The following is a 21,292-nucleotide window of genomic DNA, read 5'->3' as shown; positions in this document are numbered from 1 at the left end:
ATGAGAATGTACGACATGATTGTGAAAAAACGTAATGGCGGCGAGCTGGCGGATCAAGAGATTCAGGCCATCATCGACGGTTACGTAGGCGGAATCATTCCCGATTACCAAATGAGTGCACTCTTGATGGCTATTTACTTCCAAGGCATGACGAATCGAGAACTTGGCACATTGACGATGGCTATGGCCAAATCTGGTGACATGGTGGATTTATCAAGCATTGATGGTATCAAGGTAGATAAACATAGTACAGGCGGCGTAGGAGACAAAACAACGCTTGTATTGGCTCCTCTCGTGGCGGCCTGCGGTGGTAAGGTGGCAAAAATGTCTGGCCGTGGCCTCGGTCATACGGGTGGCACAGTGGATAAAATGGAATCCATTCCGGGCATGCGCGTGGAGATGGATGAACAAGACTTTCTTCGTCAGGTTCGTAAAATAGGTGTCAGCGTCATCGGTCAATCCGGTGAATTGGCGCCGGCCGATAAAAAACTCTATGCCCTTCGTGACGTGACGGGCACTGTTGAAAGTATCCCATTAATCGCATCTTCTATTATGAGTAAAAAACTCGCTGCTGGTAGTGATGCGATTTTGCTGGATGTGAAAGTAGGCAGTGGGGCCTTTATGAAAAACATCGATGATGCCCATACCCTAGCGGAAGTCATGGTGCGCATTGGTCAACATAATGGTCGTCGTATGAAAGCTCTATTAACCGATATGGATTGCCCATTAGGTGTATCCATTGGGAATGCCCTAGAGGTAAAGGAAGTCATCGAGACATTATCTGGTCATGGTCCTAGTGATTTAGAACACGAATGTGTCACCATGGCGGCTCATATGCTAGAATTATCTAATTTAGGCACTTATGATGCATGTTTAGCGAAGGCAAAGCAAGCCCTTTTCGATGGTAGTGCACTTCGTAAATTCCAAGACATGATTATCGCTCAAGGCGGTAATGGAGAGGTCATTTATGATACGAGCCTATTGCCTGGCGCAACATATACCTATGATATTAAGGCCACAAAGTGCGGGTATATACAACATATGCAAACTGAAGAAATCGGGTTGGCAGCAGTACAATTAGGGGCAGGCCGTGCCACTAAGGAAGATACCATCGACTTTGGAGCCGGTATTGTAATGGCAAAGAAAACTGGAGATGCAGTTCAAGTAGGGGAAATATTGGCGACGCTATATGCTAATGATGAATCCTTATTTGAACGTGCAGCTGATGTATATGTACAAGCCTTGACGATTGGTGCAGATCCGGTAGAGTTACAAAATCCAATTTTAGGCATGGTAGAGTAAGGAGGTTCAATGGATAGCGAAGAAATCAATACACTTATACAATTCGCCACAGTGGCGAGAGAACAATCTTATAGCCCATACTCTAACTTTGCCGTAGGCGCTGCCTTGCTATGTCAGGATGGTACGGTGTATCAAGGTTGTAATATTGAAAATGCTTCCTTTGGTATGACGAACTGTGCTGAACGGACCGCTATTTTCAAGGCAGTATCCGAAGGTCATCGCCTATTTCAAGCCATTGCTGTGATCGCTGATACAGAAGGTCCATGTGCCCCTTGTGGTGCATGCCGTCAGGTGATGGTGGAGTTTAATATACCGACCATTATCTTGACTAATCTTAAAGGGCATACGCAGGTGTATACCTTAGATGAACTATTGCCATTGAGTTTTGGTCCAAAGGATTTATAAATCGCTCAATATGCAAAGAGCTCAATATACAAATAGCATATCCTCATATATAGTCTAGAAATAGTCTGGACATGGATTTGCCTATATGGTAGAACTGTATTTACATAACAAAAAGACTCACCCGTCGGTGAGTCTTTTTGTTTAACCTTATATGGTGTGGAGTACCAAGCCATCAGATAGAAGTTGCATGGCTTGGTGAGTGAATCTATTCTATACCGGATGAGAGTGCCGATTAGAACGCTGGAACGATAGCACCTTTGTATTTTTCAGCAATGAATTTTTTGATTTCTTCGCTTTGAAGTGCTTTCACCAATTTTTGGATTTCAGGACGATTTTCATCGCCTTGACGAACAGCAATGATGTTAGCATAAGGAGATTCTTTATCCTCTAATACTAATGCATCTTTAGCAGGGTTCAAACCAGCTTCTAAGGCATAGTTTGTATTTACTGTTGCTAAATCAACGTCTTCGAAGCTACGAGGTAATTGTGCTCCTTCCAATTCTACGATTTGGTAATTATGTGGATTTTCTACGATATCAGCTTTTGTGCTAGCGATATTTTTGTTGTCTTTTAATTTAAGAAGACCAGCTTTGTCTAGAAGGATCAAAGCGCGACCACCATTTGTTGGGTCATTAGGAATCGCAATTTTTGCACCATCAGTCAATTGTTTGATATCAGTAACTTTTTTAGAATATAAACCGATTGGTTCCACGTGAACTTTACCAACAGCTGCTAATTTAAGGTTGTGACCTTTAGCAAATTCTTCAAGGTATGGAACGTGTTGGAAGAAGTTTGCATCTAATTCCTTATCGTTCAATGCCAAGTTTGGTGTATTGTAATCAGTGAATTCTACCACCTGTAAATCCACACCTTCTTTTTCAAGAATTGGTTTTACTTGTGCTAATAATTCAGCATGTGGTACTGGTGTTGCCCCTACTTTTAATACCACTTTGCCACCGTTAGAGCCAGCAGCTGCTTTGTCAGCTTGTTTATCGCTGCCACAACCGCTGAGTAATAGAGCCCCGCCTAACACTACTGTTGCTGCTAATGCTAAAATTTTCTTCATTATAACATCTCCTTACTTTAATCGAGACTGGCTCGATAACACTGTATAACGTTTTTTCTCAATGACAATATACTACTAAATTTTACAGGGTTCTACTAACTGTAAATACTTATAGTCGGTTATAGGATATTGCTATATCTATTTTGTGAATTATAAGTTTAACGAATATCATATATGACAATGTGAAAGCCCCATTACAAGTGAATGGGGCTTTCAATAATACTATATGAAATTAAAGGTTACTGTATCATGGCAGTGAATTACAGGGAAAGTATGAATTTCCCGATAATGAGGCCAATACCCCATAAAATGTTATAAAGGATGGAGGCCATGGCTGTAAAACTCATCGCCTTGTCTAGCTTGAATACATCATCATTACGAACGAGGATGGATACTACCTTAGCGGCAGGAATGGCAGAGAGCAGAGCCAAGAGGGATGTGATAGGAATATTGCCCTGATAGATCCAGGCGAATAACCACATGTAGATAAAGAAGTAACCAGTGCTCATTACGTTGAGGGCGCGGTCACGGCCGAGGACGATTGGCAATGTGCGACGACCATGGGATTTATCATTTTCATAGTCTCTAATATTGTTCGTTAACATGATGGCACCTACCAAATAAATGGAAGGAATAGCTGGAATCCATAGTGCCCAAGATAATTCGCGTGTCCAGGCATAGCTTGTAATCAACACGATGGCTAAGCCCATAGCAAGGCCAGAGGCAATTTCCCCAAAAGGTGTACGAGAAATTGGTTTAGGACCGCCAGAGTACAAGAAACTAATCAAGATGCAGAGCAGGCCGGCAGGAATGTACCACCAAGTTATGGTAGCTGACAGGTATATGCCGATAAGTAGTGGAATTACAGTAAAACCTTTGATGAGGTTTAATAATAAACTCATGGAAATAGCTCCACGTGTAACAGATCCAGCATTACCGATTTTTTGCCCATGATCGAGGCCTGATTTAAAATCGCAATATTCATTCCACATATTAGCTACGATTTGAGCGCATACAACGGCTAGAAAGATTAATAGGGAATGGAATAGGGCGAGCCCTGTGCCATGGGCGGCGCCAAAGGCATAATAACTAAAAGTGGCCCCAATAAAAACGGGACTGAATGCGGCTGCTAATGTACGGGGGCGCATTAAAGGGATAATTTCAGAGATTAACATGAGAGCTCCTCATAATATATTAAAATAGAGTATGCCATCATCAGATTAAACAGCTGTTACAGTGACGCATGAGTAAGAGCCTGTAGAGGATGACGGCATAGAACATAGAATTAATCTATTTTGATGCTTTTACAATAGGGGGAATGGCCCAGGGACATGGGATTTGCGCTAGAACTACGCCGATGCTGATGAAAAATACGCCCCATAATTCACGGGAGGTTAATGTTTCGCCCAGCACGAGGTAGCCAATGAGGGCGGCAAAGACCATTTCAAGGCTCATTAATAGGGAGGCCTCTGTAGGCGGTACCTTGCGTTGCCCGATGAGCTGCCCCGTATAGCCGATGGATACGGATAGTAGACCGCCCCATAGAATTGGTAGCCATGCTGCCTCGATTTCACCAATGGTAATCGGTGAGTCTATTTGTGTATAAATAAAGGAGAATGCGGCACATGCCACGAATTGCCCGAAGGCCAATCGAAATGAAGGATATTGTTTCGTGAACGTATTTAATAATAAAATATGACCAACCCAGAATACGGTGCTGAGCAATAAAATTGCATCGGCCCAGGAAATGGTGAAAGCCTCGTTGAACGTCATAAATCCGGCGCCGAGAAGAGCGAGGAGCACGCCAATGGCGGAATAAACGGTGAAGCTATGGCCCAAGAATAATCCAGTTAGTGGTACAAGCACGATGTATAGGCCCGTGATGAATGCGGTTTTGCCTGCCGTTGTATAGGCGATGGCAAATTGTTGTAGACTAGCCCCCATGCAGAGGAATAATCCTAATAGTAGGCTGGCCCAGTAAATATTAAATTTTGGTTTTGCGGTGGGAGTACTATCTTTCATTATAAAGAGTAATGGTGATAGAGCCAGGGCTCCGAGGGCAAAACGGACCGCGTTATAGCCGGTAGGGTTGATGATATCGGCTATCATCCGTTGTGCAATAAACGTAGAACCCCAGATGAGTGCGGTTAATAATAAACAAAATCGAGCTTGCCACATATGAAGCCTCCTATAATTCTTACAATAATATACACTATTGTATAGTAGATTGTAAGAAATGTAAATTTGAGAGAACCTCTTAAATTGGTGTATAATTATGACTAGAATGCTTGATAGAACAGTATGAATGAGAGATTTGGAAGGTGTAGGTGCGTTTATGAAAAAACTACGTAAGAAAGCAATACTATTAGCATGTACTACAACTATGACCGTATGTATGTCCTCTGTGGCTATGGCAGACACAATCAAATTATCTGATGGAACATCTGTGGATTTAGGTGCTGATGTGAAAGCAGTAAGTCTAAGTACCGTTATGTATGATAAGGATGAATACGGACATAAGACCGAGGCAGAAATTATTAAAGGCATTGAAAGTCAAGTGCGTGACTCTTTAAATAAGAAATTCTCTGAAAAAGTTGGTTCTAAATTTACACCATATACAGGCCCAATCTATACAGGCGTACCTCAATATTATCAATTACAAGGCGAGGACAAATTGGGGCATCATACAGCCTATTTAGGAGATATAGGGATAGCTAAAGAGGCATACCAATATTTCCTTGACCAAGAGGCAAAGGCGACGGGGCAGGCACCGATAAATCTGGAAATGGTTGATATGGCCTTGTTAATGAGTGGCGGAGAGGCTACACAAGCAGAGTTAGATAGAGTGAATACTCATTTCAGCGAATTTAAATATGATCCTGTGATGCGTGCTCAACTCAAAGAAAAATTGATGACAAAGCCAGGCCTTACAGAGGACGATAAATTGACGTATTCCTATATAGCTGAATTATTGCCACTAGTAGATCTTAAATTTACGAAGAGTGCTTCTAATCGTGTAAAAACAGATCGTGGCTATGGATTAGCGAATCGCATTGATTTGCGTGGTGACATTGGCTTTGGTGGATTCGTGGCACCATTGGGCATGCGCGCCTATGTGATTCCTACAAAAACAAGTTATGTTACCTCTTTTGGCTTTATGAATGATACTAGCTATGATTACTGGTCCAATAAGTTAGGCTCTGCCTTTGAAAACTCAACTGCTAAGGCGCCTGATAACATGCCAAAAATGGTGAACATCCTATCGAAAGTTGATACTCAAATTAATACGTTGGCTGGTAAAATGACCGTGCCTAGTCAAGTGGATGTAACACAACTTAGCCATAGTGCATTGTTGGATGTGGTGAAAGATATCCAAACACAAGCCCATACAGAAGCTGTTAAGAAACATAAGGTTGACGATATTAAAGAGACTGCAGAGCTGGGAGACTACTTGAAAGACTTCGGTAAACTCTATGATGTATACCAAATTCAAGGCCATGACGAAACGGGTGAAAAAACAGCCCTAGTGGTGGCTGTGGATATGCGTGAAGCGATGAAAGAAATTCAAGCTAAACATCCAGAGGTAACATTACCAATTAATCTTGATGGCAAAGTAGAGATGAATCCTATAGTGGAACAAATGATACTATTAGGCGTTAACCAAGCATTACCACAAGCACAGCAACGTATCAATAATAGCCTAGCTAAGCATTCAAAACCAGGTGAAGAGGATACAAAAATTACCTTAGAGGATACTGAATCCATGCGTAAAGTGTATGGTACCAAATATCCAACCTATACCTTGGGCACACGGGTGATGGTAGAGGAAGAACAATTGCAGTTTCCTTTCTATGTTCATGGTACAATAGTATTAAATGATAGTAATCCTACATTATTTGTAACCCTCACATCTGATGTGGAACGTCATTATGTAAAACCTGTATGGGAACAATTAATAAGTTCCATTAAATAATTTTTATAAAGGAGAAGTCTCATGAAAACAATTCAAACAGATAAAGCACCAGCAGCAGTAGGTCCTTATTCTCAAGCAAAGATTAGTGGCGGTTTCTTGTTCGCCTCTGGTCAAGTTGGTATTAATCCAGCCATTGGTGCTATCGTTGATGGTGGTTTAGAAGCACAAACTGAACAAGTGATGGCTAATATTGCCGCTGTATTAGAAGCATCTGGCTCTAGCTTTGATCAAGTTATCAAAACAACTTGTTTCTTAGCGGATATCGCTGATTTCAAAGCTTTCAACGAAATCTATGCAAAATATTTCACATCTAAACCTGCACGTAGCTGTGTGGCTGTAAAAGATTTGCCATTAGGTGCATTAGTAGAAGTCGAAATCATTGCAGAAGTTTAATTCCTTAGTTTTATAGAATAGATTGGATCGGTTATGAACTATATTGAGTTATTGCAAGCAGAACTACGTCCTGCCTTTGGCTGTACGGAACCGATTGCCCTAGCTTATGCCGCTGCAAAGAGCGTGGCGGTGCTTGGTGAGTGCCCGACGTCTATGACAGCACGCTGTAGTGCGAATATCATTAAAAACGTCAAGAACGTTACTATACCAAATTCTGGTGGGCGTAAGGGCCTTGCTTGTGCTGCTATTTTAGGGGCTTTAGTGGGCAAACCTGAACGTGAACTAGAGGTACTGTAGGCGGCTACTGATGAACATCGTCAGCAATTAGCAGCCTTGCTTGATGCGGATTTTTGTCAAGTAGAATTGGCAGAGGGCGTAGATAATCTGTTTATTGAGATTTATATGACCTCTGAGAACCATACGGCAAGAGTTATTATTGAACAATCCCATACGAATTTAACCTATGTTGAACGTGATGGTGAGGTACTTCATGAGCATCATTCTGAGGTGAAAGCTAAATCAGAAACATGTGATATGAGTTTCCAATCCATTTACGATTTTGCTCAGACGGGTGATATTTCAGGGGCTATTCCTTGTTTAGAGCAACAAATTACTTATAATACAGCTATCTCGGCAGAGGGGATGGGGAATAATTATGGATCGAACATCGGTCAATTATTGTTGTTGGATGAAAGCAATCCATCCTTAGAACTCTTGTGTAAGGCTCGCGCAGCAGCGGGTTCGGATGCTCGTATGAGTGGTTGTCCCTTGCCAGTAGTGATTTGCTCTGGCAGTGGTAATCAAGGTTTAACCGTATCCATGCCGATTATCACGGCAGCCGAGCAATTAGGGAAATCCCAAGAGGAATTGTATCGTGCATTGGCCTTTGGGAATTTGTTAACACTGTACATTAAATCTGGTATCGGTAAACTATCTGCTTACTGTGGTGTTGTCAGCGCTGGTGTAGCTGGTGTGGCAGCGGTTGCTTTTTTGAAAGGCGACAGTCAACAAATTATTGAAGATACCGTATCAAATGGCTTAGCCAATACATCGGGCATCGTTTGTGATGGGGCAAAACCATCTTGTGCTGGGAAAATTGCTATCGCTATCGATAGTGGATTTATGAGTTATAAACAAGCACGTCTTCGTAAGAGTTACGAAAAAGGGGACGGTATCGTTTGTAATTCCGTGGATGAAACTATTAAAAGTATTGGTGTCATCGCTCGTGAGGGTATGAAACAAACAGATGTGGTTATATTGAACGAAATGTTGAAGCATTAAATACAAAAGTGGCTAATCACCTTGGTGACTAGCCACTTTCATTTTAGGTGTATTGTTACACCTGATAAGTTATTTTTTGCAGCTTTTCTTATTCTATGAATATGATAGTGATCTTACCAAAGACCAAGTACTTTCCACCATATGGAACCAATGGAGCCCCATACGAGGATGTAAATTACAGAGAAGATGAAACCAAGTTTCCACCATTCTGGTTGAGATACATAGCCGGAACCGAATAAGATTGGAGCAGGACCGGATGCGTAGTGAGTTAATGGTAAGAACAAGCCATTAGCAAATGCGAACAAGTACAATGTTAACATCACCGGTGCACCACAGCCGATTGCTACAGTTGTGAACGCGATGTACAATGCTGCTGCATGAGCAGACAAGCTGGCGAACATGTAATGAATATAGTAGTAAATTAAGAATAGGATAACGAGGGCAGGAACCCAGGAAACGCCACCAAGAGCAGCGCCTGTAACATCAGCCAACCAAGGAATAAAACCAAGTTTACTCAATTGAGTAGCTAAGGCAATCAAAGTACCCATCCATACTAATGTATCCCAAGCACCTTGTTCTTTTTTTACATCAGACCAAGAAATAACACCAGTTAATAGCAATACTACAACACCCAATAGAGCGACTGTTGTAGCATCGATTTTAGTAATTGTGCCAGTAGCCCATAATACTAAACAACCGATGAATACGATTAACATGATTTTTTCGCCGAAACTGAAAGGCCCCATTTTCTCAAGTTCTTTTTCTGCATGATCCTGAGCCATACGAGTATCTGTAATTTCTGGCGGGTAGAGTTTGTACAATACGATAGGAATCAATAACAAGGAAACGATACCAGGTACTAAACCGGCAATTGCCCAACCACCCCAGCTCATAGCGATACCGAAGGATGCCGCAACTAAGGAAACAATCATTGGGTTTGGTGCATTGGATGTCATGAACATCGCAGATGTTACACCACTTGTTTGAGAAATAACTTGTACAAGGTATGCACCAATTTTACGACGAGTGCCATCTGGTTCGGAACCGAAGGCAGATGCCAAACTACGAGTGATAGGGTATACAACGCCACCAGTACGAGCTGTATTGGAAGGAGTTGCTGGTGCAAGAATTAAATCACTTACTAATAATGTGTATGCAAGGCGAATTGGACTTTTACCAAATAATTTGATCAAAATATACGCAATGCGTTGGCCAAGGCCAGTGTTAATAAAGCCACGAGATAATAGGAATGCCGCTACGATTAACCAGATTGTGCTGTTCGCAAAACCGGATAATGCAACGCCGATTTTCAATACGCCTGTTAGGGACGTAAGAACAATTGCTAGGATTGACAAGGTACCCATACTTGCAGGACCTGTAATGAAAGCAATAATAGTTGCTACAAAGATAGCAAATAGATGCCAGGCTTCAGGTTTTACACCTTCAGGAATTGGCATGAACCATATGGCTACACCTAAAATAATAGGAATTAGCCAAGCGATAAGTTTGTTTTTCATGATATCCCTCATTTGCTGGAAAATACTACAATAAAATACCTTATACTATTAGTATAGTCCTATTTTATAGAAAATACTTTGTGTTTATCGATATATTTGGATTTATCTAATATAACAGTAATAGGGTAAGAAATTAGTAAAAAGTAAGGATAAAAGGGGTGTCTATCAATAAAATTGATGGGTGATAATTTATATTGATTTTTTGTAATGTGGGTGATTTTTTATATAAAGGTAAATTTCTCCTATGGAACTACTACCAATAGAGTCGCTATATAGGCAGAAGTATAGGGACGAGAAAAACGCCCCTGTACGATTGACAGGGACGTTAAGATTGTATCAATATTCTTTTTCTGGTTCCTTGAGGAAGAAGGCGACGATAGCACCAATAGCCATAAATGGAACGAGCACATTTAGCGCATGAGCTAAACCGTAGGCATCTGCTAGTTTTCCCACTAGAGGTGCTACTAGACCACCGATGGTCATGCTGAGACCGAAGGTGATGCCGGAGGCAAAGCCGATACTTTTAGCGAGATAGCTTTGACCAAGCACCACGACGGGACTATAACCAAGTGCCTTGGCTACACCGACGCAGAACATAGCTGGGAATGCCATCCACATAGAGGTGCTATGTGGGAATATTATGGCCGCAGGTAACCATAATAATAAGGACCATTTAACAGTACGAGCCGGACCAAATCGATCAGCTAGGATTCCACCAATATAGGTAGTGAAAATACCGATGGTAAAGAATACAGTGAGGGCAAAGCTGCCTTGTTCAGGGCTGGCTCCAAGCTCACGAATCCAGAAAATAGGAATAAATGCATTCATGACGCGGAAGTTGACCGATTGAGCGAGAATGACAAGAAATAGGAGACCGAAATATTTCCAGTTATTGGTGAGTTCTCGTTTTGGTAAATCGTTCTTAGCTGCGAGGGAGTGTTGCAATGTGTTAGCGTGATTTACGATGCGTGGCATCATAAAGAATAACACAATGGACCAAATCAAGCCGAATACAGTGAACGCTACTAAACCGCTAGGTCCGATATTATAGGCGATGGCCGCTGCAAAAATAGGTCCAATAGCAAATCCCGAACTTCCCCCGATGGCAAAGGTCCCCATGGCTTTACCTTTGTTTGTACCAGCAAGGCGATTCACAATTTTAGCGCCTTCCGGGTGGAATACGGCAGATCCGACACCGGCCATCGTGGAGCACACGAGTAATGCTGGATAGGAATCTACGAGCCCCATGGCACCGGTACTACAAGCTGATAATAATACACCGAGGGCAATAAGGCGGGGTTCTGATAACTTGTCCGACACATAGCCTAGCAGAGGTTGTAATAATGATGACAACGCGGTGTTTGCCAAAATGAGTAAACCTGCTTGCTCTAAGGTGAGTCCATAGGTGTATATAAATAATGGTAATAACGCCGGCAAAATGCTTTGGCACGAGTCATTAATCATATGTGATAGTGTTATAAAATAGATGTATGATTTTTTCATAGTGGTCTCCTTAGCCGAAAATTTAGTAATGATTACATTATAGCAAGGTGCATGCGGAAATAGAATGACGGTCTTCATAATTTATTTAGAAAATAATGTTATAATTTAATCATAAATAATCATTAATGAAAGATGTCCTCTTGTAGTTACCGTACATAATGGTAGGTATCTTGTGAGGGAATCATGTAATGAGTAAAAATATAATATAAATGTTTTAAACGAATAAAGGAGTACGTAATGAAAACCTGTCATAATAAATAAAACACCGCCTACAACGTAGACGGTGTTTTATTTATTATTGGCGGAGAAGGAGGGATTTGAACCCTCGCGCCGGTTACCCGACCTACCGCATTTCGAGTGCGGACCCTTCAGCCACTTGGGTACTCCTCCGTGATTTACGCCGGTCTTTAAAGAAATTCTTCATTAATTGGCTACATTCGTCACCTAGGACACCAGCTAGAATTTCTGGCTCGTGATTTAAACCTGGGTGAGACAGCACATTGAAGAGGGATTCAACGGCACCGCCCTTATAGTCGCTAGCGCCATATACAACACGATCAATACGGCTGTTAATAATGGCTCCGGCGCACATCGGACACGGCTCTATCGTAACATACAGGGTACATCCAGTCAACCGCCAACGGTCTAGCAACTGATTGGCTTCACGGATAACTAGGACCTCTGCGTGAGCCGTTGCATCGTGGTCGAGCTCTCTCCGATTGTGATGGCGTGAAATGATGGTCCCTTCGTGCACGAGTACGGCACCAATAGGAATTTCACCGACGGCGTAAGCCTTTTTTGCCTCCTCGATGGCTTGCTGCATGTAATATTCATCGGTATATTCCGTTGCACGCATTTCATTGTTTTCTAACGTAGGTGATTCGGAATGTACCTTATCTAAAACTCCTGAAATTTTATGGTTCAAAATGTCTGTATCCAATGGACTACCTCTTTGTGGTCATGTATAATATCTGTAGTATAGTTTAGCATATGTACTTGCGTATCGGCTAGATAAGAAAAGAGCAAAAAAGAGCCGCTATATAAATGAGTATATGGGGATTATATTGTGTTTTGTAGGATTCTATATAGGTGAATTATGGATATTATGTGGTATATATTTGATATGCTCGGCACTGTGGCCTTTGCAATTTCTGGGGCCCTAGTGGGGGTTGCTAAAAAAATGGATATTTTTGGCATTATTGTATTGGCATTAGCGACTGCTATTGGTGGTGGAGTGATTCGGGATTGCCTGGTTGGTCATTTCCCGCCAAACTCGTTGCAAGGTATGGCCTATGTGCTCGTTGTTTGTGGCGTATCATTTATCGTGTTCTTTATTTACCGGACACGGTATTATAAACAGGTGATGGGGCTGTGGAGTCGACGTAGCTATATGATGGCTGATGCATTAGGATTAGCTTCCTTTACCGTTACAGGAGCCTCGGTGGGCTATGCGGCGTATCCTGAATTACCTGTATTTATTGTATTATTAGGTACTATTACGGCTGTTGGGGGCGGCATTTTACGGGATATGTTAGCACAACAAATTCCATCTGTTCTGAAAGAAGATGTGTATGCGTTGCCAAGTATTATTGGGGGAGTTGCGTATTATTTGATGCGCCATGGCAATTGGACCTTTGAGCCTGCTTATGGGGCATTTATGGTAGTACTAGTTATTCGTTTGCTAGCATTATATTTTCATTGGAGCTTACCTAAGGTGCGATAAAAACATTTTTCATTTAATAGTAATGGTGAAAGTGATATAATAAATTATTCGAGATAAAATGTCTAAGTACGTTCATACATCACGGAGAGTTAATGTATAAGTCTCATGTGAAGTCGATGAAATGGACGAGAGCGATAGCTTTTATCATAGAGACATTGTAATAGACGTCGTAGGAGTAAGGAGTTATGCAATGAGTAAGAAGTGGTTGCGAACAGCATTGATGGTATCCGCATTAGTGGGTGGCGCAGTAATCCAAGTTGACGCGGAAACTGTGCTATATGTACCACAAGATGATCGTCCAGTAAGTTTAAAATATACAGTGGAAACGGCGGAAGATGCTGGTTTTACTGTATTGACCCCACCACAAAATTTGATTTCCGGTAAAACCTATCAAGGCTATGCCGATCAAATGTTAGATTGGGTGGAACAAAATGCGGGCCGCGCAGATGTGATGGTGATTAGTACGGACTCTTTGATTTATGGGGGCCTTGTAGATTCTCGTAAACATAATATTCCGATGGCTACATTACAGGCTCGGGTGAAACGTATCGAAGCTATTAAAGCAGCCAATAAACATTTGAAAATTTATGGTTTTGGTACTGTTATGCGTTCCCCTCGTGCGAGTGGTGGTGGCACAGAGCCGGCATATTATGGGGATTATGGTCCTACTATTTTCCAAATCGCTGCTTTGCAAGATAAAATGGACGCAGGCACACTCACAGCTGAGGAAACATCTCAATTGATGGCATTGCAATCCTCTGTACCAGTGGAATATTTACAAGATTGGTTTGACCGTCGTCAAAAAAATATGACTGTCAATCGTAATTTGATTGATGAAGTACGTAAGAACGTATTCCAATATTTTGCGCTAGGTCATGATGATACTTCTAGCTTGTCTCAATCTGCCATGGAAGGTCGTTATTTGACAAAATATGCAAAAGATTTGCCAATCACAAAATATGGTAGCTTCCCTGGGGCAGATCAGTTAGGGCTCTTGTTGATGGCTCGTTCCCGTGTGGATGAAAGCAGCGTGCAACCTAGTTTTGAGGTCATTTATCCGCTAGGTGGGGCCGGTAAAACTGTGCCTCATTACGAAGACCAAAGTATTGATAAAACGATTGCACAACACGTTGAAGCCGTTGGTGGCACCATGACAACATCGGGTAAACCAGATGTATTGCTTGCGGTGAATACACCATTGACTACAACTACAGGTGAATCTGAAGCATTTGAAAACTTCCCAATGATTTCTAATAGTACCAATGCTTTCGTGGATCGTATTGAAGCAGCCTTGAATCAAGGCGTTGATGTGAGCGTAGCAGATATTGCCTATTCCAATGGCTCAGATAATACATTGGTAGGGTCATTCTATAAACGAGGTTTACTATATAAATTAGGTGCTTATAACGGATGGAATACAGCAAGTAACACGGTGGGGTATGCAGTAGCACAAGGTTTGCTATCTAAAACAATGTCTCCACAAGGGCATAAGGATATGCTCACACAACAATATTTGGACAACTGGGCATATCAAGCAAATATTCGTAAAGATATTTATCGTATGCAAGATACAATTCGCACGGACAATGTGCGTTATTCTGGCGAATTGAATGAACGATTGGAAAGTTATTTGGGTGAACGGATTCAAGACTTTGCTGAAAAGTATTTAGGCATCGATCCTCGTACGGTTTCAGCACGATTCCCTTGGGGACGTTTGTTCGAGACCGATATTTCTGTGTATGATAAACCAATTGCGCCATTGCAAAAAGAATTGCGCTTACAACGTGAAGCAGAAGCAAAAGCTAAGGCCGAAGCAGAGGCTAAAGCAAAAGCAGAAGCAGCAGCAAAATTGAAAGCTGCAGCGGACGCGGCGGCAGCAGGTAAATCAGCTACACCAGCGGCCAATACAACAGCAGCTACTCCAGTGGGACAATAATATGAAACGACCATTTCTTCCAGAGATAACGTATATGCGGGGACTCTGCATGCTTGGTGTCATCGGCATCCATGTGGGCTCTTACGCATTACAAAATCCGCTCGCTAATGTGCAACTCATCAGCGTCCTGGAGATCTTGTCACGCTTTGCTGTACCGGCATTCTTTTTCTTATCTGCGTTTGGATTGTTTTATCACACATCCGTAGAGGATAAATTCTCCTTCCTGGACTTTATGAGTCGCCGCATTCAAGTAGTGCTGTGGCCGTACATCGTGTGGTCTTTGTTCTATCTCCTATATAGTGGCGCTATGTCGCATAATTTTGGCAATCTTCAGCCCCTACCACTCCTTGTAAATTTACTCGTAGGCACCTCCATGTATCATCTTTATTTCCTAGTCATTTTGATTTGGTTTTACTTGATGATGCCTTTATGGCGCTGGATGGTGAAAGCTATACTACCCAATGCGGCAGTGTGGCTAACGGCACTCTTTATCCTGCAAGTGGGCGTGGATTATTGGTCCTCCTACATGGCAGGGGCTTGGGCTACAAAATACCTAGCGAATTATCCAGCTTTGAAATATATGTTTGATATGCGCCTCAACTATTGGGTCATCCATTATGTGTGGATCTTCCTTATGGGGGCCATTTTTGCAGAACGCTATGAAAGTATCTGTGAACAATTGTGGAAATATCGAATCCTTATTACCGTTGGTTTCGTTGTATCTGTAGCACTGATGCTTGGCGCCTATTACTACGTCATGGATGAATGGCATTACACATTGCTCGAGGCAATTTATACAGTTCATCAAATGAGTCCGATGGGGCTATTTTATACAGGTATGGGAACAGTATTTTTCCTATTCTTGTTCCAAGTATCTCCTATGAATGCCAGCATTAAGGCCTTTTGGGAACAAATTGGGGATACATCCTATGGCATTTACCTTACCCATCCGTTCTGGTTAATTATCCTTACTGGTTGGATGGCTAAAATCAACTGGACATATACTGTAGTGCATGTAGTTGCGTTGTATATGGTGGCCGTGTGCCTATCCTATTTAACGACATTGGCGCTGCAACAATTGCCTAAACCAGTGCGGAAATATGTGTTGGGCCATTAGGGCCAGTTAAAAACTGTATATACTATAGTTGCTATAGTACAAAAAGGACAATGCTCATGGTGAGTTGTTGTCCTTTTTTGATTGCCTAGACTTTTCCAAGTTTGGTTTGATTTAATTTCTTGCAGAAAATGAAAATATGTTACTGATAATTCGTTGTATATATAGTATAGTATAAGAAATACATAAGTATAAGAAATGTATAAGTATAAAATGCAGGAGCGTAAAACATACAAAAGTGTAAGAATCATACAGGCATAAAGAATGATGCCCGTAGATTTGGTTAGACTTGACGTAGCGTATGTTGTAAGGGTAGGTAATAGTGTAGATGGATAGTGAATTAATTAGGTATTTAATAGTTTGTCCCCTCGTATTTTTAGCAGGCTTTGTTGATGCCATGGCTGGTGGGGGGGGATTTATTTCTCTGCCCGGGTATTTATTGACCGGTATGCCCGTACATCTTGCTATAGGTACGAATAAATTGAGTTCTTCTATGGGAACGACGCTGGCCACATGGCGACTGGCACGCAATGGATTTATACCTTGGAAACAAGCTTTGTTTGCGGTTATTAGTGCTTTAATTGGTTCTCAGATGGGGGCGTATATTGCGCTACTCATTGATGCCCACATTTTTAAGATTTTAATGCTCGTTATTATTCCACTAACATCCTGGTATGTGTTTAGAAGTCATAGTCTTGGCGCTACAGAGGAGACAAGCGGGAAGGTCGTCAATCATAAAAATCTAATTTGTATGGCCATTGGTTTGGTAATGGGGATTTATGATGGGTTTTATGGACCAGGTACGGGCACATTTATGTTGCTTGCGTTCATGGGATTGGCCAATATGAATATTAAAGAGGCTAATGGGATTACCAAGGCAGCAAATTTAACCACTAATTTTGGTGCTCTTTATGTATTCCTCACTCACGGAACGGTTGATCTCATGTTGGGATTAACGGCAGGTCTTTTTAGTATTGCAGGAAATTATTTAGGGACACGTCAATTTATTGGAAAGCAAAGTTTTTCTGTACGGCCTATCATTTTACTGGTTCTCACCATATTCTTTGTTAAAACTTTGATGGAATTAATTTAACTTAAAACATGATGGCAGTGATTTGAATTGAGATAATAGTACAGAGGATTTAAATTTCAAACTTTCGCTCATTAAAGTGTGAAATTTTTTTGAGAATTGTGATATAATGATGTCGTATAAATATTATTTGATTTCTCCGCAACGCGGGTGACTCGTGATTGCGATTGTATAGTGAAGAGAGGTACTCAGATGCAAGAATTAACGTATTTTAACGGTGAATTCGTCGAGCCTGGTGCAAAGGTTGTCAGCATCGACGATCGGGGCTACACATTTGGTGATGCTGTGTATGAAGTAACTCGTGTTGTGAATGGGAGATGTTTTGCTTGGTCCTATCACCAAGATCGCTTGTATCGGTCTATGCGTGAGATGGATATTCCTGTAAAAATGACACCTGATGATTTGACAGAGCTCCTTGAAATCATGTGTGAGCAAAGTGAAATCAAAGATGGTTACATTTATTTACAGATTTCTCGTGGTGCAGCTCCACGTCATCATGCCTATGATCGTTCTAAATTAGAACCACAAATGTTGATGTACATTAAAAACTTAGACATGGATGCTATTCGCAAGGACGAAGACGGTGTTAAGGCGATTTGCCTACCTGACGAACGTTGGTTACATGTAGACATTAAAACTACGAATTTGATTCCAAATATCTTGGCTCAAACAAAAGCAGAAAAGAAATTTGCCTACTCGGCTATTTTGTTCCGCGATGATATTTGTACAGAAGGGGCTTGCTCTAATGTATTCGTGGTGAAAGACGAAATTTGTTATACTCATCCAGCGGATAACAAAATCCTCAAAGGCATTACACGCCAAATGATTTTAACTCGCGTGGCACCTTCTATTGGTGTTACTGTTATTGAAAAGGAGTTTGATCGTGCCTTTGTAGAGGATGCAGATGAATTATTCTTTACTGATACTATTGGTGGGGTAATTCCGATTACAAAACTAGAACGCAATGTAGTAGGCGATGGTAAACCTGGTAAGGTTACAAAACGTCTTCAAGAGTCATTGAACAAATTAATGGAGGAAGGCTTGCCTTGATTGCAAGCCTTTTTTCCGATATAGATGGACTTTGAAAGGAATTTATTGTGATTGAATTAAAACACATTAGCAAAATTTACGAAGGCGCTAATCGTGTAGAGGCATTAAAAGATATTAGCCTGACTATTGAACAGGGCCAAATTTATGGCATCATTGGTCAGTCTGGGGCCGGTAAATCTACATTGATTCGCTGTATTAACATGTTAGAGGTTCCTACCTCTGGTAATGTCATTATTGATGGCACAGATTTGACAACATTAAATGAAAAGCAATTACGAGAAGAGCGCAAGTATATTGGTATGATTTTCCAACATTTTAACTTGCTTTCATCGCGTACCGTATATGATAATGTAGCATTTCCATTGGAATTGCAAGGCATGAGCAAAGCGGAAATTAAAGAGCGCATTTTGCCAATCCTAGACATTGTTAAATTATCAGATCGTTTAGATAATTATCCATCCCAATTGTCGGGTGGTCAAAAGCAACGTGTAGGCATTGCACGTGCATTAGCTAGTAATCCGAAGGTACTATTATGTGACGAAGCTACATCTGCCTTGGATCCACAAACAACAAAATCTATTTTGGAGCTATTAAAGGACATCAATCAAAAATTAAACCTTACTATCGTTTTGATTACTCACGAAATGCAAGTTATTCGTGAAATCTGTGACCGTGTAGCCGTTATAGAAGGTGGTGTCATACTCGAGGAAGGCACTGTCGTTGATGTGTTTACGAATCCTCAAGAGGCAACTACGAAAGACTTTATTAGCGCCGTGGTAAGTGATAATTTACCACCAGAAGCACTAGAACATTTAGAACTCCATGATGAGTGGATTGAAGGTACGGCGCCATTAGTGCGTTTGAAGTTTACTGGCCAAGCTACGGATGAACCTGTAGTAGCCGGTCTTGTAAAACGCTTTGATTTAGATGTAAGCATTCTCTTTGGTGGGGTAGATTACATTCAAAATACTAGTGTAGGTCGTTTGATTCTCATTTTAAATGGTGATCGCACTAAAGCTCAAGAAGGCTTACATTATTTGAATGAATTGAATATTGGAAGCGAGGTGATCGGTTATGTCAGAGCAAATCATTAAGCTATTATTAACCGGTACCTTAGAAACGTTACAAATGACTGTTATCAGTACAGTAGTGGCTATGATTCTGGGAATTCCATTAGGGGTGATTTTGGTAGTCACATCTAAAGGTCATATTCTTGAAAACTTAGCTGTTAATAAAGCATTAGGTGTAGTGATTAATGCCACGCGTTCTGTACCGTTCATCATTTTGATGGTTGCCATTATTCCATTTACACGAATGATCGCTGGCACATCTATTGGTACGACGGCAGCCTGTGTTCCGTTGACAATTGCGGCCATACCATTCTTAGCCCGTCTTGTAGAAACCTCTATTAAGGATATTAATTTCGGTGTTGTTGAGGCGGCACAAGCGATGGGCGCATCTCCATTACAGATTATCCGCAAAGTATTGTTACCAGAAGCTTTACCGACGATTATTGACAACATTACGGTATTGATCGTCAATTTAATTGGTTACTCTGCTATGGCCGGTGCTATCGGTGGCGGTGGCCTTGGTGATATTGCTATCCGCTATGGGTATCAACGTTTCCAAGGTGATGTTATGTTAGCGACCATCATCATTTTGATTGTATTAGTACAACTAATCCAAATGGCAGGCGATGGATTGTCCAAACGGATGAATAAAAAATAAGGAGGCACTCATGAGTGTCAATGAAAAACTGCGAAATCCGATGAATGACGAATTATTCAAAGCGATTTTGACTCTTAACACCGTTGATGAATGCTATGAATTCTTTGAGGATTTATGCACTGTCAATGAATTGAAATCTTTGTCTCAGCGGTTAGCGGTAGCAAAAATGCTCCAAAACGGCGAGAGTTATGATCATATTGTGGAACGCACTGGTGCTAGTACAGCTACTATCAGTCGCGTGAAACGTTGTCTAGTCTATGGAGCTGATGGATACAAATTAGTGTTAGGTCTATTAGCGACTCAAGACGATAACTAGTAATATACGGGATGAGGTGAGTAAATGCCGCATAAAACTGATATGCAAGTGGCTCTTATTAGTGGTGGTACATCTGGTATTGGTATGGCCACTGCTGAACTCTTGCTCAAGCAAGGGTGGTGCGTGGTTATCAATGGACGTCATGAAAAAGATGGACAACGGGCTGCATTAAAATTACGACGATTTTCATCAAAGGTACGTTTTGTCGTTGGTGACGTGAGTAAGGTCGATGACTGTAAACGAATTGTGAAACAAACCGTGGATATGTTTGGTGACATTAGCGCGTTAGTGACGGCCGCAGGGTATTACGAGGAAGAACTATTGCTGGATGTAACGGAACAATCCTTTGATGAAATGTTTGGTACCAATGTGAAAGGCACAGTATTCTTGTGTCAGGCCGCATTACCTTATATTCGTAACACAAAAGGGAGTATCGTAACTGTATCAAGTGATGCGGGATTGCAGGGAAATGTGGCATGCTCTGTGTACGGTGCCTCCAAAGGTGCTGTAGTGAGCTTTACAAAATCCTTATCTCTTGAAATGGCACCGCATGGTGTACGTGTTAACTGTGTATGCCCTGGTGATGTAGATACTTCATTAGTAGATAAACAAATTGCTCAAACGAATCAAGATGCAGAACAAGCCAAAGAGGAAATGGGACAACATTATCCATTAGGGCGTATTGGCAAGCCTCATGAAATTGGCGAGGTTATTGCGTTCTTATTAAGTAGCAAGGCATCCTTTGTTACTGGCGCTGCTTGGACTATTGATGGTGGTCTTACTAGCTGGTAATGATGGGATTTAATTGATGATAGATTGTATGGCCTAGTTGTATAGCAACTGTTTGGACATATAATTATCGTTCATAAATTATATGCAATATCTTCATCTATTT

Annotated in this window: 21 protein-coding genes and 1 tRNA gene; 15 read left to right on the top strand and 7 right to left on the bottom strand. The window is 41.4% G+C overall.

Features of this window, described 5'->3' with window-relative positions:
* Together RVY80_RS00325 and RVY80_RS00320 are read left to right on the top strand one after the other, a co-directional pair.
* Nucleotides 1-1,302, top strand: coding sequence for a pyrimidine-nucleoside phosphorylase (locus RVY80_RS00325; RefSeq protein ID WP_317329176.1), 1,302 nt, complete (start codon nucleotides 1-3; stop codon nucleotides 1,300-1,302).
* Nucleotides 1,303-1,311: 9 nt separating this feature from the next.
* Nucleotides 1,312-1,707 (top strand): cytidine deaminase, encoded by a 396-nt coding sequence (locus RVY80_RS00320; RefSeq protein WP_295190812.1) that lies wholly within the window; start codon nucleotides 1,312-1,314, stop codon nucleotides 1,705-1,707.
* A 232-nt stretch (nucleotides 1,708-1,939) separates the two neighbouring features.
* Here the strand turns inward: RVY80_RS00320 and RVY80_RS00315 are convergent, their stop codons facing one another.
* From RVY80_RS00315 to RVY80_RS00305, 3 genes are all read right to left on the bottom strand, one after another.
* Nucleotides 1,940-2,773 (bottom strand): MetQ/NlpA family ABC transporter substrate-binding protein, encoded by an 834-nt coding sequence (locus RVY80_RS00315; RefSeq protein WP_317329174.1) that lies wholly within the window; start codon nucleotides 2,771-2,773, stop codon nucleotides 1,940-1,942.
* Nucleotides 2,774-3,033: 260 nt separating this feature from the next.
* Nucleotides 3,034-3,948 (bottom strand): prenyltransferase, encoded by a 915-nt coding sequence (locus RVY80_RS00310; RefSeq protein ID WP_317329172.1) that lies wholly within the window; start codon nucleotides 3,946-3,948, stop codon nucleotides 3,034-3,036.
* Between the two features lie 115 nt (nucleotides 3,949-4,063).
* Entirely contained in the window at nucleotides 4,064-4,951 is an 888-nt protein-coding gene (locus RVY80_RS00305; protein ID WP_317329170.1) for a DMT family transporter, read from the bottom strand.
* Between the two features lie 127 nt (nucleotides 4,952-5,078).
* Here RVY80_RS00305 and RVY80_RS00300 point away from each other — a divergent pair, with 127 nt between their 5' ends.
* Genes RVY80_RS00300 through RVY80_RS00285 form a run of 4 tightly spaced genes read left to right on the top strand, consistent with a single transcriptional unit; the run spans nucleotide 5,079 to nucleotide 8,420 of the window.
* The gene (locus tag RVY80_RS00300) at nucleotides 5,079-6,746 is read left to right on the top strand and encodes a hypothetical protein (protein WP_317329168.1); all 1,668 of its coding nucleotides are present in this window, start codon (nucleotides 5,079-5,081) and stop codon (nucleotides 6,744-6,746) included.
* A 21-nt stretch (nucleotides 6,747-6,767) separates the two neighbouring features.
* Nucleotides 6,768-7,139: a RidA family protein gene (locus RVY80_RS00295; protein ID WP_295190781.1), complete on the top strand. Its 372-nt coding sequence runs from the start codon at nucleotides 6,768-6,770 to the stop codon at nucleotides 7,137-7,139.
* Between the two features lie 33 nt (nucleotides 7,140-7,172).
* Nucleotides 7,173-7,436: a hypothetical protein gene (locus RVY80_RS00290; protein WP_317329166.1), complete on the top strand. Its 264-nt coding sequence runs from the start codon at nucleotides 7,173-7,175 to the stop codon at nucleotides 7,434-7,436.
* 36 nt (nucleotides 7,437-7,472) lie between these two features.
* On the top strand, nucleotides 7,473-8,420 hold the full coding sequence (locus tag RVY80_RS00285) for an L-cysteine desulfidase family protein (protein WP_317329165.1): 948 nt from the start codon (nucleotides 7,473-7,475) through the stop codon (nucleotides 8,418-8,420).
* A 113-nt stretch (nucleotides 8,421-8,533) separates the two neighbouring features.
* Here RVY80_RS00285 and RVY80_RS00280 read toward each other — a convergent pair whose 3' ends face one another.
* The 4 genes from RVY80_RS00280 to tadA all read right to left on the bottom strand — a co-directional run bounded on the left by RVY80_RS00280 (nucleotide 8,534) and on the right by tadA (nucleotide 12,296).
* On the bottom strand, nucleotides 8,534-9,937 hold the full coding sequence (locus RVY80_RS00280) for an anion permease (protein WP_295193009.1): 1,404 nt from the start codon (nucleotides 9,935-9,937) through the stop codon (nucleotides 8,534-8,536).
* Nucleotides 9,938-10,273: 336 nt separating this feature from the next.
* The gene (locus RVY80_RS00275; RefSeq protein ID WP_317329164.1) at nucleotides 10,274-11,440 is read right to left on the bottom strand and encodes an MFS transporter; all 1,167 of its coding nucleotides are present in this window, start codon (nucleotides 11,438-11,440) and stop codon (nucleotides 10,274-10,276) included.
* 299 nt (nucleotides 11,441-11,739) lie between these two features.
* Nucleotides 11,740-11,830, bottom strand: a tRNA-Ser gene (locus RVY80_RS00270).
* Nucleotides 11,784-12,296 carry a tRNA adenosine(34) deaminase TadA gene (tadA, locus tag RVY80_RS00265; protein ID WP_295190383.1) on the bottom strand — a complete coding sequence of 171 codons (513 nt, stop codon included), beginning with the start codon at nucleotides 12,294-12,296 and terminating at the stop codon, nucleotides 11,784-11,786. Before tadA ends, RVY80_RS00270 begins: the two co-directional genes overlap by 47 nt.
* A gap of 240 nt (nucleotides 12,297-12,536) precedes the next feature.
* Between tadA and RVY80_RS00260 the strand changes: the two genes are divergently transcribed.
* The 9 genes from RVY80_RS00260 (at nucleotide 12,537) to RVY80_RS00220 (ending at nucleotide 21,189) form a co-directional block, all read left to right on the top strand.
* Entirely contained in the window at nucleotides 12,537-13,163 is a 627-nt protein-coding gene (locus RVY80_RS00260; protein ID WP_317329163.1) for a trimeric intracellular cation channel family protein, read from the top strand.
* Between the two features lie 190 nt (nucleotides 13,164-13,353).
* Nucleotides 13,354-15,099 (top strand): DUF4127 family protein, encoded by a 1,746-nt coding sequence (locus RVY80_RS00255; protein WP_310746114.1) that lies wholly within the window; start codon nucleotides 13,354-13,356, stop codon nucleotides 15,097-15,099.
* Between the two features lies 1 nt (nucleotide 15,100).
* A complete protein-coding gene (locus tag RVY80_RS00250; protein WP_317329161.1) occupies nucleotides 15,101-16,216 on the top strand; it encodes an acyltransferase in 1,116 nt (371 codons plus the stop codon).
* A 325-nt stretch (nucleotides 16,217-16,541) separates the two neighbouring features.
* A complete protein-coding gene (locus RVY80_RS00245) occupies nucleotides 16,542-17,306 on the top strand; it encodes a sulfite exporter TauE/SafE family protein (protein ID WP_317329159.1) in 765 nt (254 codons plus the stop codon).
* A 189-nt stretch (nucleotides 17,307-17,495) separates the two neighbouring features.
* Nucleotides 17,496-18,353 (top strand): D-amino-acid transaminase, encoded by an 858-nt coding sequence (dat, locus tag RVY80_RS00240; RefSeq protein WP_295190361.1) that lies wholly within the window; start codon nucleotides 17,496-17,498, stop codon nucleotides 18,351-18,353.
* Between the two features lie 47 nt (nucleotides 18,354-18,400).
* A complete protein-coding gene (locus RVY80_RS00235; RefSeq protein ID WP_295190358.1) occupies nucleotides 18,401-19,447 on the top strand; it encodes a methionine ABC transporter ATP-binding protein in 1,047 nt (348 codons plus the stop codon).
* The gene (locus tag RVY80_RS00230) at nucleotides 19,428-20,081 is read left to right on the top strand and encodes a methionine ABC transporter permease (protein ID WP_295190355.1); all 654 of its coding nucleotides are present in this window, start codon (nucleotides 19,428-19,430) and stop codon (nucleotides 20,079-20,081) included. Before RVY80_RS00235 ends, RVY80_RS00230 begins: the two co-directional genes overlap by 20 nt.
* A 10-nt stretch (nucleotides 20,082-20,091) precedes the next feature.
* Nucleotides 20,092-20,397, top strand: coding sequence for a YerC/YecD family TrpR-related protein (locus RVY80_RS00225; protein ID WP_295190352.1), 306 nt, complete (start codon nucleotides 20,092-20,094; stop codon nucleotides 20,395-20,397).
* Between the two features lie 24 nt (nucleotides 20,398-20,421).
* Entirely contained in the window at nucleotides 20,422-21,189 is a 768-nt protein-coding gene (locus RVY80_RS00220; RefSeq protein WP_317329158.1) for an SDR family NAD(P)-dependent oxidoreductase, read from the top strand.
* Nucleotides 21,190-21,292: the final 103 nt, after the last annotated feature.

The sequence above is a fragment of the Veillonella absiana genome (assembly GCF_032970865.1).
Lineage (GTDB): Bacteria > Bacillota > Negativicutes > Veillonellales > Veillonellaceae > Veillonella > Veillonella absiana.
The sequence above is the reverse complement of the archived record's forward strand: the minus strand, read 5'-3'. Positions and strand labels throughout refer to the sequence as shown.